This is a genomic window from Paenibacillus sp. SYP-B3998, from assembly GCF_010820665.1.
Classification (GTDB): Bacteria; Bacillota; Bacilli; order Paenibacillales; family NBRC-103111; genus Paenibacillus_E.
Genome location: NZ_JAAIKC010000010.1, coordinates 86,272 through 99,187, shown reverse-complemented (window position 1 = coordinate 99,187; position 12,916 = coordinate 86,272). Strand labels below are relative to the sequence as shown.

Here is a 12,916-nt window from a genome sequence, read left to right as displayed (position 1 = left end):
AGCCTCCCAGGATAAGATCTTATGAAAATCTGAGTTCCTTATTACTAAGTTAACCTGAGTAGTCATGATTTATGTAAGTTTCAACTGTTCTGAAATTGGTGTATGCTAAAGGGATAAATAAGGCTAATTTATGTAAATAACAAGCAGGAGGTAGGACAGATGATAACGGAAGAACAATTAGATCAATATAGGGTAGAGGGTACGCTGCTTCGCGTTATCCGTGATGTAAGTCCAACTAATGATGTAAGAGGTATTGTTGTCGCTTGGGACGATGAGAGTGTATTAATCAGGAAAAAAAACCGCAGAGTGGTTAAGCTTCGTCGCGGATATGTGTATCAACCTTATGGCGATGAAAGACCGCCTGAATATATGCTCCCCCAAGAACCTGTGGAACCAGATCAAGATGATGATGAATAACAAGATGATAAATAAATAGATGGTGGGATTTCAAATAAGATAAGGGGTAAGGGGGGAGGGGGTGTCGATCACTGGCCTCACGATGCAAATCGTTGAATCCCGCAAGGGAACGTACCTGCTGATTCGAAGCGAGCAACCGCTACGCACGTTGAATTCCTCGCCATGGGGCGGAGGCTTTGGTTCTCACACAAGTCTGATGAATCGGCAAGTAGACAAGCATTATCAGGCGGCTGACCCCATTACGGAGATGAATGAATTCATCACTAGAGAAGGAATGTCTCCCTCTGAGATCGCTGGTATGCTTACTGCTGCTATTGTGAAGGATGTTGGGTGCAGCTTTCTTTCTTTGGACCAAATTGAGCTTCAATCTCCAATAGGACAGGATCAAGGGCAATCACAAGAGCAAGAGCAAGCACAAGATCAAGATCAAGATCAAGAGCAAAAGCAAAAGCAAAAGCAAAAGCAGCTTCAAGTTAACGCCTGGGTCACCGTAGGGTTAGGGAACAAAGCAAGAGCAGGCGCGGAGCTTCCAGCAGCTTCTCTCTACCCCGGCACGATTAATTGTATCGTGATTATCAATGGAATTTTAACCGATGCAGCCATGGTGAATAGCATCATCACAGCCACGGAAGCGAAGTCTGCCGCGCTTCAAGCTCTAGGGATTGAGGTCGATGGGCTACCCGCTACGGGCACAACAACCGATGCCGTTCTCATTGCCGCGACGGGCAGAGGCCGATTACATAGCTATGCCGGTACGGCTACCCAATTAGGGTACCTGATTGGAAGGACTGTTTATGAAGCTATCATGCAGTCAGCGCAGTTGTATGAAAAAAAGCCTTGCTGATCCGATAGGTGGACACAGTAAGGCTTCTTGATTTGCTGCGCAGTGTGGAGCGATAAATTCAAGTTCTGCGAAAAACGCCGAAAGCCGTCGCGGCCGCAAGACTTCCTAGATCCGTTTTATCCTCGTCTTCATTTTGATGATTAGGATCATGCACAATGGCTTGGGCCTCTCCTTCGGTAAGATCTCGTTTATTGCCTGTATACTTAGGTTCTAATGCATCGATTTCTTCTTGATCCATGAATGATCCCTCCTTTGGGTTTAACTTGCGGAAAATCGTATTGAAATATGCAGACTTGCGTGAAAAATCTGATTGACTGGACTGGAAATCGCATGCTATATTTATTTTTGTCGCCGCTTATGATGATTTGCTTATGAGTCAGCTCGCGGTCATGGCGGAATTGGCAGACGCGCACGGTTCAGGTCCGTGTGGGCTAACCCCCCGTGGAGGTTCGAGTCCTCTTGACCGCACCATACTTAAAGCGAAACTCTTCGATTAATTCGAAGAGTTTATTTTTTGTTGATAGGGTTGGGACTCCATTTTTCGTGCTGTGCATGAAGGTTAATTTGAAGCAGATTCACGTAATGCCGGGTTATTTCGAGCATATAGTGTCTCAAAATACGTTGCAGAGCGTAGACGCTGCCGTCGTTCAGCAGAAACTTTTTCGCCATCGTGTGGCAAAACGTATGCGCCGATCCGCGAACGCCAATCAGCTTGGCATTGCGGCAGTAATGCCGAAGCATTTGGATGATCGAGGCTCGACCCAAAGGCGTTCCTCTGCGAGCAGGGAAATGTGCAAGTTGCGGGCCATCATCCGGTTGTTCCACAAAAATTTCGTACTGCCAGTTGCACCAATTGGATGTATATTGACCATTCTAATGTTCGTTGAATGGGTATTCTTGTTGGTCTGCTTTGAGTAGAAGAAACTTATACGACACCTAAGCGGGAGAACAAACGCCAGACGAGCTCTCTGCGACTTGATACTTTGGTTTTGACAAAGATGGATTTTAAATGGTCTTGCACCGTATAGGCGGAAATATGAAATGAAAGCGCGAGCTCCTTCGTGGACATGCCCCTGACGAGCGCATCGAGAATCTGTTTCTCGCGTTCGCTCAGCCCGCAGGTTTCAGCCATGAGGCGCAGCGTATCTGCCGATCCGGCCGGTTCAAACGTTACGCCAAGACGTGGAGAGTCCTCCAATCCGTACAATTTACTCGCCCTAATCGTCAGATAGCGATACCCAGGTATACGGACACAAGTTTTTGCCGACGACGGCGCATCTGGTAAGGCCGACAATGCCCGGAAGCAGGCTGTTCTGACGGGTCTTGGGAGTACGGTATCGTCGATGCCTTCCCGTTCTCGCAACCTTGACAGCCAGCGGTCTGCAATCGCGTTAGTCGATAGCGTGACGAGGCTTTCGCCCAGCACTAGAATACCAGGCTCCAACTCTGGTTCCAATTCGATTTCAGCAGGCGCTGCAAAGCCCGATTCGCGTAAGCGTAATGCAATGGCCGGCGCGAGAGAAGAGATGAAGACACGCTCTTCTTCTGAAAATGACGGGTGCCCGACACGGCGAAATAACGTCAAATATCCCCAGCATACCCCTTTGTAGTTCAGTGCCGCCCTCAATTCATCGCTGAAGCCGGCAGGGGAGAGCACATTCCTGTAACGTGCGCTTCTCGTCAGCTCGCCTTCCGTCGCTCCGCTTAATGTCGCGGTCGAATCGACCGCCTGCACCAACTCCCGATAAGGAATATAATCCGTTCTTAAGTAATCGTATTCGAACAAGCGGTCGTGGATGATTTCAACATCCTCATCCGTCACAGAACCCGTGGACAGCAACGTTTCGGGATCGACGGTGGTGCAGCAAGCGGCATCAAATGGGACAACTTGCCGTAACAACTTCACAAGCGCTCTCCTGTAAACATATGAACAGTCTGTGCTCTCGGAAAGCCTCAACAGTTCGGCTTTGACGGGTTCCATTTTTGCATGCATATTCGGCCTCCTTGCGCCTCTCATCGCGGGCTATATTAATAAATCCCAGATATGAGGGATGGCGCTCATGCTTATTTTCTTTATAATTGATAATGATTCTCATTATAAATGAAAAGCAGGGAGTTGGGAAGTGGATGTTGGGTTTATTGGCTTTCTATCGCCGCACTCGGATTGGATGGATCATGGGTTTAGTGGCGTGCATGTTGGTGGCGGGCTGCTCTAATAGCAGCATAAAGGGGTCTGGAGAGAATGCCGCAACTGGAGATGCTGCAAAACCGGAGAGCATCGTGCTGCTAAGTCCTCGCGTTCCTGCGATCATACCGGCTATGTTCGTCGCGCAGCAGGCTGATGCGCAAGTGAAGATCAAGGTCGAATTGTGGGACACGTTCGAGCAATTGCTTGCTCGTGTTCAGCAGGGTGATGCACCGTTTGTTGTTGCCGCCCTGAGCGTCGGCGCCAATATGCACGCCAAGGGTCTGCCGCTTCAGTTGCTGGAGGTCGATACATGGGGCTCGATGTACCTGGTCTCGCTCGATTCGAAAGTCCACAACCTGGCCGATTTGCAGGGCGAGACGGTGTATGTTCCCGGGCAGGGCGGGCCGGCTGAAATATTGACTCGCTTCCTGCTGAGAAAGGAAGGATTAGAGCAGCGTGTCAAGCTGGCAGCCGGGACTGTGCCAGACATCATGCAGCAACTGGCGGCAGGTAAGATTCGTCATGCCGTCCTGCCCGAGCCTGTCATTGGCGGATTGCGCGAGAAACTGGGAGAGGCACTGCATGAAGCGGTCGACTTTCAGCAGGTTTGGCGAGGCATATTCGGCGAGGATCTGCCTCAGTCGGACATTTTCGTTCACAGCGGCTGGGCAAAGAGTCATAAGGAAGAAATCGCGCAATTCCGCAAATTGTACAGGGAAGCGCTGGCTCGTACCAAGGATGGCTCGGATGAGGTGTTGAAGCCAGCTGCGGAGAAGCTTGGCCTGTCCGAGAAGTCGCTACAACTCGCGCTGCCGAAGATCACCTTGAATGATAAGGACGCGGCAGAAGCCCGGCCCGAAGTGGAGCGGTACTTTGATATTCTGCTCAAGATGGCGCCGGATTCGATTGGAGGCAAGCTGCCGGATGAAGATTTTTACTATCATTTATAAAAAATGGCCAGGTTGCTATACGTATCTGTTGTTGATCGCTCTCTGGATCGGGATCGCCGGCGTCTATTCGCCCGTCCTGGTTCCGGGTCCTCTTGAATCACTGCGCGCGCTGTGCACTCTCGCCGCAGCAGGACAACTATGGTCGCCGCTTGCGCTTACCTTTCTCCGTTTTGCTGTGGGGTTTGCCGTCGCTTTTGTGCTGGGGGGCGGCCTGGGATTATGGGCGGGATCACAGCAGTACGTGTACAAGCTGATTCATCCGGCCGTGTCCCTACTACAAGCAGTGCCGCCTGTCTCATGGATGTTGCTGGCTATCTTGTGGCTGGGGACAAACGGCGGAACGCAAGTGTTCGTCGTGACTCTTGCGCTCTTCCCGGTCTTTTTCTTTAATTCGGTACAGGGCATCCGGAGGGTGCCGTGGGAACTGCTGGAGATGGCGTCGGTATTCCGTGTCAGGCGTGCAAAACAGATCCGTGATATTTTCTGGCCTGCACTGGCACCTTTCTGGTCCGCCGCGCTCGCTATCAATGTCGGTACGGGGTGGAAAACCGTCGTCATGTCCGAGCTGATCAGCGGCGAGACCGGGATTGGCGCGGCGATGAACACGGCCAGAGTCTATTTGAAGACGGAGGAGGTCATGGGTTGGACGCTGCTAGTAGTGCTATTCGGGAAGGGGTTGGAAGGATTGGTGCGTGCATCGACCAGGGGAAGGAGGGGAAAACCATATGCGTTTCGAACGAATCAGCATGATGTATAACGGAGGTCGGCGCGTATTTGAAGATTTCTCGCTGGAACTGCAAGCAAGTCAAATCACGTGTATCATGGGGGCTTCCGGCACCGGCAAGACAACGCTGTTGCGCTTGATCGCAGGTCTGGAGCAGCCGATAGCCGGGCGTATCGACCGCAATGAATTAGAGCGTATCGGCATGGTATTTCAGGAACCCCGTCTTCTGTCGCACAAGACTGCTTTGGATAATGTGCTCTGGATCGCTGAACCGGACGTAATGGCGAATTCGATCCGGGAAGCGCAATCCATGCTGGAGGAGGCAGGACTGGGCGATGCGATTCATTGCTATCCGGAGCAATTAAGCGGCGGCATGAGGCAGCGGGTTGCGCTTGTTCGAGCATTCGCTTACCGTCCGACGCTGCTGCTTATGGATGAACCGTTTCAGAGTCTGGACGCCTTTTCAAGAAGGAGCATGCACGACCTGCTGTTGAACTTGTGGCGCATGGATAAGCCGACGGTTATGTTGGCGACACACGATCGGGAAGAAGCGACGGTGTTAAGCTCCCGTATCGTTCTGCTTACCGGGACGCCTGCCCAGATCGGGCTCGATCTAAAAGCGGCGAATCATGCTTGCGAACCGAAATATTCAACACTTGAGCTTGCGCAATTAAAACAACATATAGACGGACAGACTGTTCGTCACATGGAGGAGATCAGTAGATGAATCATGAAAAAGAGAAGACGCCCCTCGATTGGGAGCATCCGGCCGTGTACCGATATGAACAAACGATTCCGTTGAAAATTCCAGGCTACGAGCGCCTGTACGAGATAACGAATCGCCTGCTGAACGCGCAAAGGGAGGGGAAAAGCGCAGCAGCGGACATTCTGATCGTTGGCGCAGGCGGGGGTCAGGAGTGTGTAGCGCTCGGCGCATCTTATGGCGAGAGGACGTTCACAGGAGTCGATCCTTCTGCGCGAATGCTGGAGATTGCCGCGCGAAGGGTGGAGGAAGCCGGAATGAAACAGCAGGTGACGCTCATTCAGGGGTCGATCGAAAGCCTGCCATGTGGCAGGCTTTACGATGCGGCGACCTGCATGCTTGTGCTTCATTTCATACGAGGGATGCCTGCCAAACGGAATATGCTGCATCTTATTGCAGAGCGGCTGAAGCCGGGAGCGCCGCTGTTTCTGGCCTCGATCAACGGGGAGCCGGGTACACCAGCTTTTGATCTGCAAATGCTTGCCTGGTTGAAGCATATGCGGGATAACGGGGTATCCCCGGAGGAGACCGAGAGGTACGCGGCCTCTTTCGGCTCCGCGTACGATACGATTCCCGCGGCGCAAGTTCTGGAACTGTTGAACGAGGCGGGCTTTGAGCAGGCTACTTCGTTCTTTGGCTCTTATCTTATTGATGCCTGGGTGGCAACCCGGAGAAAGGAGTGATTGGAAATGGTATACGCGTTGCAGGCATACTTGAAGCGGCCTTCTACAATCGTCGGGATCGTGACGGCTGTAATGTTCCAGATTATTTTTGCCATCGTTTGGATGACGGCTTATGACGGCGTTACGGGGGCGGACAGGCTGAAACAGTTGGGAGTGGGCATTGTCGTGTCCGATCAAGCGGTCGGTCAGGCGATTACGGAAAAATTGGCTGGTGAGCTGCCCGTCAGTACGCGGCTGATTGCTGCCGAAACGGAAGCGGAGCGTCTGCTAAATGAGCGGAAGCTGCAGATGGTCATCACCATTCCAGAGGGCTTTAATGATTCTTTGAAGGATCCGAACCGTACCGCTGCCATTCGATATAGCGTCAATGAGTCGAATCCGATATTGACGGCAAATCTGATGCGTACGATTGCTGCACAGGTGACTGCTGCGGTAAACAAAGAAGCGGTCGAACAGGGGTTGCAAGCCGCGTTGGAGCAGATGAAATTGCCGGAAGAGCAGTCGGCTGCCGCAGCGAAGTCGATGTCCGAACGGGTAACGTCCGAATTTGCGAATACGAATATCGTCAAAGGAATGAACAACCAAATGGCGCCTATGATGTTGCTGCTCGCCTCGTATGTCGGCACGATGATTATGAGTATGAACATGGCACAATCGTCGATGGCATTAGCGGCGATGGGGATTGGCCGCTGGCGGCTTTTCGCCGCTCGGAACATGATCAATGCGGCGGCAGCTGTATTCGTTTCTCTCGTCGGTACTTCGCTTTTGATCGCGCTTGGAGGTCAGGCAGAACATGGCTTTCTGTTGCTGTGGGGATTTCAGTCTCTGTTCGTGCTGTCTTTTATCCTTTTGTCCCAGCTTTTCATGCTTCTGTTTGGCATGAGTGGCATGCTGGTGAATATTCTGCTCCTTTCGATTCAGCTTGTTACCTCCGGCGCGATGATGCCTCGCGAACTGCTGTCTAGGTTCTATCTGCGGCTAGGCGAATGCCTTCCAGCTTCTCACGCAGTCGAAGGGAGCATGGACCTACTATTCGGGGGATACGGAATCGGCGCTGCATCGTTGAGCCTGCTGATGTTCATCATCATTTCTGCAGGGCTTAGTGTCTTAGTGGTCAGCTTTCGCACGGGACGAGCGAAGCAGCTCTTGCCAAATTCGCAATTTAGTTCTTAATGCAAGCCAGGCATTGTAATTAGATATCATGAAGTAAGAACCTGCCCAAGCTTTGAAACTGAAAGGTTTTCTACAGCCGATGCTTGCGAATATTGATTCCAGGCCGATTTGGGCTAACGCTAAATGTATCAAGGCTTATCGGGTTTTTTGGGAAAATTTTCACCTCTTGGTATCCCACCAAATTCAGGCCCGTGTGGGCTAACCCCCCCGTGGAGGTTCGAGTCCTCTTGATCGTATTACATGTTCGACAACAAACCTCTCAGATGTTTCTGAGTGGTTTGTTGTTTTTGGTGAAACGAAAATTAGTCTTAGACGTAAATCTAAATATAGGACTTTAAGATGGTGTGGATATGGTGAAACAAAGCTTGCAGATTCAGACATAATCGTGATCAAGACCCGTGAAGGAGGTGATTCGTTAGATGGAATGGTCCCTTGATATGTCACTGCTTGTAATCATGCTTAGTTTAAGCGGGGTAATTGTAGGCTATTACCGCTATTTTCATCAAGTCCCCCTTCGACATAAGTTTACTTATGAACGGGTCGTTCTGCCGATCGCAAGGCAGATTCAACCTCCAACGAAGAGTCGTTTACTTCGTGTGCGAAGAAAAATAATTGGATTGAAATCGTTCCGAAGCGAACGCGGCGAAGAAGCGCCCTCCTCCTCCTTCATTTGATCAAGCGGTAGGCATGAAAATGAGGAGGAATTGCATAAATGGACACGTTATTACATCCAATTATTACACTTTTGTTCACTGGCTTATCTTGGTTTCATGGCTTAACCTCAGATTGGGGCATCGCCATTATCTTACTAACTCTGCTTGTTAGAGCGCTGTTATTTCCTCTGAACCTACGGATTGCTAGACAACAGTTTAGACAAGCAAAGATGCAGCCGATATTGACCGAAATACGGTTGAGTTTTGCCAAAGATCAGACTAAACTGTTGCAAGAAACAAGCAAAGTTTACAAGCAATTTGGCGTCAAGCCGCTTTCTATGATTGCAGTGTCTCTCGTTCAAGCTCCCTTATTTCTTAGCCTGTATCGAGTGTTCACCACGCATGGCACAACCATGACATCTCACTTCGTGCCTTGGATAGCAACTTTAGGACAAAGTGATCCTATGCACATAGTACCGCTTGCATATGCGGCTGTTACATTCATCAGCATGGTGGTTCCGCTCACCAATGAAATCGCTGCGACCGGGTCTATCTTGTCTCGAGTGTCGGTGCCCGCATTGATAGTCCTTGTGATGGCGGTGATTATATGGTCATCCCCTGTGGCCATAGGCCTTTACTGGACGACGAATTCCTTGTTTGCTATTGGGGAACGTATATGGTATCGAACTCCATTAGGAAAGAAGTGGATCATACATGGAAGCGTCGCACTCAACGGTAGCTATGATTACAAGTAGGCGTTTAAAGTACAGAGCCTCTTTTTCGTTGCGCAAGGAATCGCTTTATGCCGAAGTAGCGATGGACGGAAATATGCTTGAAGCAGGTTAATGACACGCTCGAAATGGGACAAATAAGGGTAGACCCGCATAAGCGACGACAGGAATATCAACCGTTCTTAAACGATTGGGCCACAGGATATGGCAGCTTACATGAAAATTGGGTATAATATATAGTATAGATTGTACTTATTTAAAATAAAGGGGATGAAATGTCCATGGAAAGATCAGTTACAGTTTCACACACAGGTAGTTTTGCGCATGTGCTTCAGACGTTTGCTATCTCACTTTTGGTTTCCTTCATAGGCACGTTGGTCGGCGCGATGGTTGTCCCACGATCGATGGTTATGCTCTTCGTTGTTGCAGAAGTCGTTATGTTAATAGCAGCTATTGTGATCCGAATGAGGGGCAAGAATATTGGTTACGGTTTTCTTTACGCTTTTACAGCAATCTCCGGCGTAACCTTATACCCAGTGATTATGGCTTACGGAGGACTGTTGGGGGCTAAAGTTGTATCGGGCGCGTTCCTTGCCACAGCAGTAATCTTCGGCGGACTTGCCTTTTATGCGCACCGCTCCAAACGTGATTTCAGTTTCCTCGGCGGCTTCTTATTCGCGGGAACCATCGGTCTTGTGCTCATGAGCGTAATTGGCATGTTCGTATCTTTTGGTTCTGTAATGAACTTGGTCTGGTCCATGATCGGTATTCTGATTTTCAGTGGATGGGTTCTGTACGACGTGGCTCAATACCGTGATGGCGTTAATTCGGAAGAAGTTCCGCTGGCGGCATTAAACATTTATTTGGATTTCATTAATTTATTCATGTACATTCTCAAATTCTTGGCATCTATTGTCGGTCTTAATCGCGATTAGAGGAAAAATAGATGAGTTTTAAGAATAGCAAGCACTTTCGAGTTACACGATAACGCCGTGTGACTCGGAGGTGCTTTTATTTATCTGTTTTAACTGCACCTGTTTTGCTATAAAACTAGGAAGTAGAGTACGCTATGACTCGCTCCGTAGAAGCAAAATAAGGAATATCTCCTCGGAATGTTCGATTGATTTCCAATAAGGTGTGCATAAGTTGGATGAGGTCGGCATGGTTAAGGCGAACGACAGCCCGATCATTCCGTTTATTGCTGTTCAGCCTTAGTTCAAAAAACTGATTTGACTCATCCATCTGGATTTCTAGAAGCTCCGTATTGAGCATCTGTTTCCACATCCTTGGAAGCACCTCTTTCTCTCTCTCTAATTGTTCTAGTATATGCATGAAAAAAAAGAATAGAAGCAGGTTTGAAAGAGGCATTAACTATAATAGGGAGAAACAAGCACGATTTCCTTGGTTCCTTCATACAATTTAATGATCTTATTTGGATGAGGGGGAGATGACCTATGGCGGCTTGCAGTACTTGGACGTATAGAGGGGTTTCGTCTTCGGTTTTTAAAGCGTTGCAGAATACGGGCAGAAAACAAGGCTTTACGATTCCGAATACAGCTTCTGGGAATTTCAACATTTCGGTCGCAGGGATGAATGTCGGCTTCCAGTATGCTTGGGATACAAAAAGTCAAACGTTGTTATTGCAATGTGTAAATAAGCCGATGCTGCTCGGATGCGGAACGATCAAGACGTTCGCGGATAGAATTGTTGCCGAGAGCGGAGGGAAAGTCGTTTAGAACAAGGATTTCTTCCGCCTGTCTATTCCGTTTAGGCATTTGCCTGTATGGGTAAAATAGGGAAGAAGGCAGGTGGAAGTATGGCAAAAAGCGATGAACTGGTCAAATACATAACGCAGCAGGTTGTCACCTATATTGAAACGCCTAAAGATATTCGTAAGCAAACCAAAGCAAACAGCAAAGAGCAGAGGGAAAATTGGCAGACGCGTTGGTTCGGTATGCTGCCCTTGGCTGCACGGATGATTATTGAACGGACAAAAATAAAAAAATAAAAGAATGCCTCTGTGAAATGGTCAGGTGAAAGTTACTTGATTGTAAATCTATAGGAGGTTTTTTTGTTTCTAATAGCGAATACAAATGGTAGATTTTAGTGGAGAAAGGAAGGATCGAGCGTGAAGCTGGAACTGAATGATAAGTTAGTTATGATTGGGGATTCCGTCACTGATTGTGAGCGCGCAAGGCCGGTCGGAGAAGGTCTATTCGGAGCTATAGGGAAAGGATATGTGTCCCTCGTGGATGGATTGCTGAACACGGTTTACCCTGAGCTGCAAATTAGGACGGTTAACGTAGGTAACAACGGTGATACGGTGCTTGATTTGAAGGCAAGGTGGCAAACCGATGTCTTGGATTTGAAGCCCGATTGGTTGTCGGTCATGATCGGAATCAACGATGTCTGGCGTCACTTCGATCATCCCAAAGTCAAGGAAAAGCATGTAGAGCTGGAAACATATGAACGCACTTTGCGAAAATTAGTCACAAAAACACTTCCGCATGTCAAAGGGATTGTACTGATGACCCCCTTCTACATAGAGCCAAATCCACAGGACGCTATGCGGCAGAAGATGGACCAGTACGGGCAAGCGGTGAAACAAATCGCAGAAGAGACAGGTGTGCTCTTTGTGGATACACAGAAAGCTTTCGAGCCTCTGCTCAAAGAGTATTACCCTGCGTACATCGCTTGGGATCGGGTGCATCCCAATAACGTCGGCCATGCCGTTTTAGCCAAAGCCTTTTTACAGGCAATCGATTTTCAGTGGAAATGATACCAAAAGCCTTAGACCTCTAGAATAGCGGTCTAAGGCTTTTTTACGCATAGAGATGGCCCTGCTCAAGTGCCTCTTTAAGCAGTATATATCTCGTCCCGACATGATCTACAGCAAGATAAGGCTCTCCGCCATTCCACATCTTATATCCGATTACAGCTAACGGAAGAGTCACTTGATTATTATATAGTTCGGCTACATAGGTAAGCTTGTTTTTCTGCTTCAACGCTGCCTTGAGCGTAGGCATGTCTGTCACGGAAAGCGGTTTACCTTGCACCCAGTGAAGACGATCGTAAGGGTCAAAGGCAGTCAGCAGCAGGTCATCAAGCTTGCCTGATAGTTCGGTTTCTTCTCCGGATGTGACGGCTTGTTTAGGGATTGGATCTTGGTGAAGCGGAAGCAGTTCGCCAGATTTCGCATCCAAATAGTACGTTTGATCTTGGAGCTTAATTTTCCAAATGGCGGTAAGGGAGTCCATATACAATCGTTCTTTGATTATCTTTTCATTTTGTGCAAACTCGGTTAATGAGGTAGTAGAGGAAATGAGTTCCTGCTGTACCAAGGATCGATACAGCGTAGTCAAGCTGAACAAAGGGTAGTCTCCCGTTCCATATTCGCTTAAGCGCAAGGAGCCGTTTTCTGCGGCATTTACAATCATGTAACCGACGTCTTGACCCTTAGCGTTTAGGATAACGACCCAACCATGTGTGCCAGGTCCTAGCGGATAGCTGTTCCATGCCGCTTGCTGCCACCTTTCGAAGCCGCGCTCGTGGGACAAGGTTATTTTCCACTGATTGACTGTATCTGCGAAGGACGCTTCGCTTTGCGTGTTCATTGAGGGTCTTGGTTCACCTAAAGCAATAACTTCAGTCGGCCCTTGCTGCACTTGGCTTGTCCCCACTTCAGTATCAAGGGCTGACGTATGGATAGGCGCTAGCAGGAACGCACTTACACTGATCAAACATGCTGCTGTCCAGGTTGTCCATTTCATCATCATCTTTCACCTACCTA

The 12,916-nt window shown here is 49.0% G+C and carries 18 protein-coding genes and 1 tRNA gene; 15 read left to right on the top strand and 4 right to left on the bottom strand.

Annotated elements, in window-relative coordinates; all coding sequences use genetic code 11:
* Positions 1 to 159 precede the first annotated feature (159 nt).
* Both GK047_RS21880 and GK047_RS21875 read left to right on the top strand, forming a co-directional pair.
* Entirely contained in the window at positions 160 to 417 is a 258-nt protein-coding gene (locus GK047_RS21880; RefSeq protein WP_163951715.1) for a hypothetical protein, read from the top strand.
* Between the two features lie 61 nt (positions 418 to 478).
* Positions 479 to 1,261 carry an adenosylcobinamide amidohydrolase gene (locus GK047_RS21875; RefSeq protein WP_346010377.1) on the top strand — a complete coding sequence of 261 codons (783 nt, stop codon included), beginning with the start codon at positions 479 to 481 and terminating at the stop codon, positions 1,259 to 1,261.
* Positions 1,262 to 1,319: 58 nt separating this feature from the next.
* Here GK047_RS21875 and GK047_RS21870 read toward each other — a convergent pair whose 3' ends face one another.
* Entirely contained in the window at positions 1,320 to 1,499 is a 180-nt protein-coding gene (locus GK047_RS21870) for a hypothetical protein (RefSeq protein WP_163951713.1), read from the bottom strand.
* A 145-nt stretch (positions 1,500 to 1,644) separates the two neighbouring features.
* Here GK047_RS21870 and GK047_RS21865 point away from each other — a divergent pair.
* Together GK047_RS21865 and GK047_RS21860 are read left to right on the top strand one after the other, a co-directional pair.
* Positions 1,645 to 1,732 (top strand) — tRNA-Leu (locus GK047_RS21865).
* Between the two features lie 81 nt (positions 1,733 to 1,813).
* Positions 1,814 to 2,179 carry a hypothetical protein gene (locus GK047_RS21860; protein WP_163951711.1) on the top strand — a complete coding sequence of 122 codons (366 nt, stop codon included), beginning with the start codon at positions 1,814 to 1,816 and terminating at the stop codon, positions 2,177 to 2,179.
* 7 nt (positions 2,180 to 2,186) lie between these two features.
* On the opposite strand, the gene GK047_RS21855 is transcribed toward GK047_RS21860, so the two are convergent.
* Positions 2,187 to 3,254, bottom strand: coding sequence for a helix-turn-helix transcriptional regulator (locus GK047_RS21855; protein WP_163951709.1), 1,068 nt, complete (start codon positions 3,252 to 3,254; stop codon positions 2,187 to 2,189).
* Between the two features lie 134 nt (positions 3,255 to 3,388).
* Between GK047_RS21855 and GK047_RS21850 the strand changes: the two genes are divergently transcribed.
* From GK047_RS21850 to GK047_RS21815, 8 genes are all read left to right on the top strand, one after another.
* On the top strand, positions 3,389 to 4,399 hold the full coding sequence (locus GK047_RS21850) for an ABC transporter substrate-binding protein (RefSeq protein ID WP_163951707.1): 1,011 nt from the start codon (positions 3,389 to 3,391) through the stop codon (positions 4,397 to 4,399).
* Complete coding sequence (locus GK047_RS21845; RefSeq protein WP_163951706.1) at positions 4,374 to 5,156, top strand: ABC transporter permease; 783 nt, start codon at positions 4,374 to 4,376, stop codon at positions 5,154 to 5,156. Before GK047_RS21850 ends, GK047_RS21845 begins: the two co-directional genes overlap by 26 nt.
* Complete coding sequence (locus GK047_RS21840; protein WP_163951704.1) at positions 5,092 to 5,850, top strand: ATP-binding cassette domain-containing protein; 759 nt, start codon at positions 5,092 to 5,094, stop codon at positions 5,848 to 5,850. Before GK047_RS21845 ends, GK047_RS21840 begins: the two co-directional genes overlap by 65 nt.
* A 44-nt stretch (positions 5,851 to 5,894) precedes the next feature.
* Positions 5,895 to 6,569: a class I SAM-dependent methyltransferase gene (locus GK047_RS21835; RefSeq protein WP_346010376.1), complete on the top strand. Its 675-nt coding sequence runs from the start codon at positions 5,895 to 5,897 to the stop codon at positions 6,567 to 6,569.
* Positions 6,570 to 6,575: 6 nt separating this feature from the next.
* Positions 6,576 to 7,742: a YhgE/Pip domain-containing protein gene (locus tag GK047_RS21830; protein WP_163951701.1), complete on the top strand. Its 1,167-nt coding sequence runs from the start codon at positions 6,576 to 6,578 to the stop codon at positions 7,740 to 7,742.
* Between the two features lie 419 nt (positions 7,743 to 8,161).
* The gene (locus GK047_RS21825) at positions 8,162 to 8,416 is read left to right on the top strand and encodes a hypothetical protein (RefSeq protein WP_163951699.1); all 255 of its coding nucleotides are present in this window, start codon (positions 8,162 to 8,164) and stop codon (positions 8,414 to 8,416) included.
* A gap of 38 nt (positions 8,417 to 8,454) precedes the next feature.
* Positions 8,455 to 9,150 carry a YidC/Oxa1 family membrane protein insertase gene (locus tag GK047_RS21820; protein ID WP_163951697.1) on the top strand — a complete coding sequence of 232 codons (696 nt, stop codon included), beginning with the start codon at positions 8,455 to 8,457 and terminating at the stop codon, positions 9,148 to 9,150.
* A gap of 257 nt (positions 9,151 to 9,407) precedes the next feature.
* Entirely contained in the window at positions 9,408 to 10,061 is a 654-nt protein-coding gene (locus tag GK047_RS21815; protein WP_163951695.1) for a Bax inhibitor-1/YccA family protein, read from the top strand.
* A gap of 115 nt (positions 10,062 to 10,176) precedes the next feature.
* Here GK047_RS21815 and GK047_RS21810 read toward each other — a convergent pair whose 3' ends face one another.
* Positions 10,177 to 10,410 (bottom strand): hypothetical protein, encoded by a 234-nt coding sequence (locus GK047_RS21810; RefSeq protein ID WP_163951694.1) that lies wholly within the window; start codon positions 10,408 to 10,410, stop codon positions 10,177 to 10,179.
* A gap of 170 nt (positions 10,411 to 10,580) precedes the next feature.
* On the opposite strand from GK047_RS21810, the gene GK047_RS21805 reads away from it, so the two are divergent.
* The 3 genes from GK047_RS21805 (at position 10,581) to GK047_RS21795 (ending at position 11,905) form a co-directional block, all read left to right on the top strand.
* The gene (locus GK047_RS21805; protein WP_163951692.1) at positions 10,581 to 10,862 is read left to right on the top strand and encodes a hypothetical protein; all 282 of its coding nucleotides are present in this window, start codon (positions 10,581 to 10,583) and stop codon (positions 10,860 to 10,862) included.
* Between the two features lie 80 nt (positions 10,863 to 10,942).
* The gene (locus GK047_RS21800) at positions 10,943 to 11,134 is read left to right on the top strand and encodes a YqzE family protein (RefSeq protein ID WP_163951690.1); all 192 of its coding nucleotides are present in this window, start codon (positions 10,943 to 10,945) and stop codon (positions 11,132 to 11,134) included.
* A gap of 120 nt (positions 11,135 to 11,254) precedes the next feature.
* Entirely contained in the window at positions 11,255 to 11,905 is a 651-nt protein-coding gene (locus GK047_RS21795; protein ID WP_346010375.1) for an SGNH/GDSL hydrolase family protein, read from the top strand.
* Between the two features lie 43 nt (positions 11,906 to 11,948).
* On the opposite strand, the gene GK047_RS21790 is transcribed toward GK047_RS21795, so the two are convergent.
* On the bottom strand, positions 11,949 to 12,902 hold the full coding sequence (locus tag GK047_RS21790; protein WP_163951688.1) for a hypothetical protein: 954 nt from the start codon (positions 12,900 to 12,902) through the stop codon (positions 11,949 to 11,951).
* Positions 12,903 to 12,916: the final 14 nt, after the last annotated feature.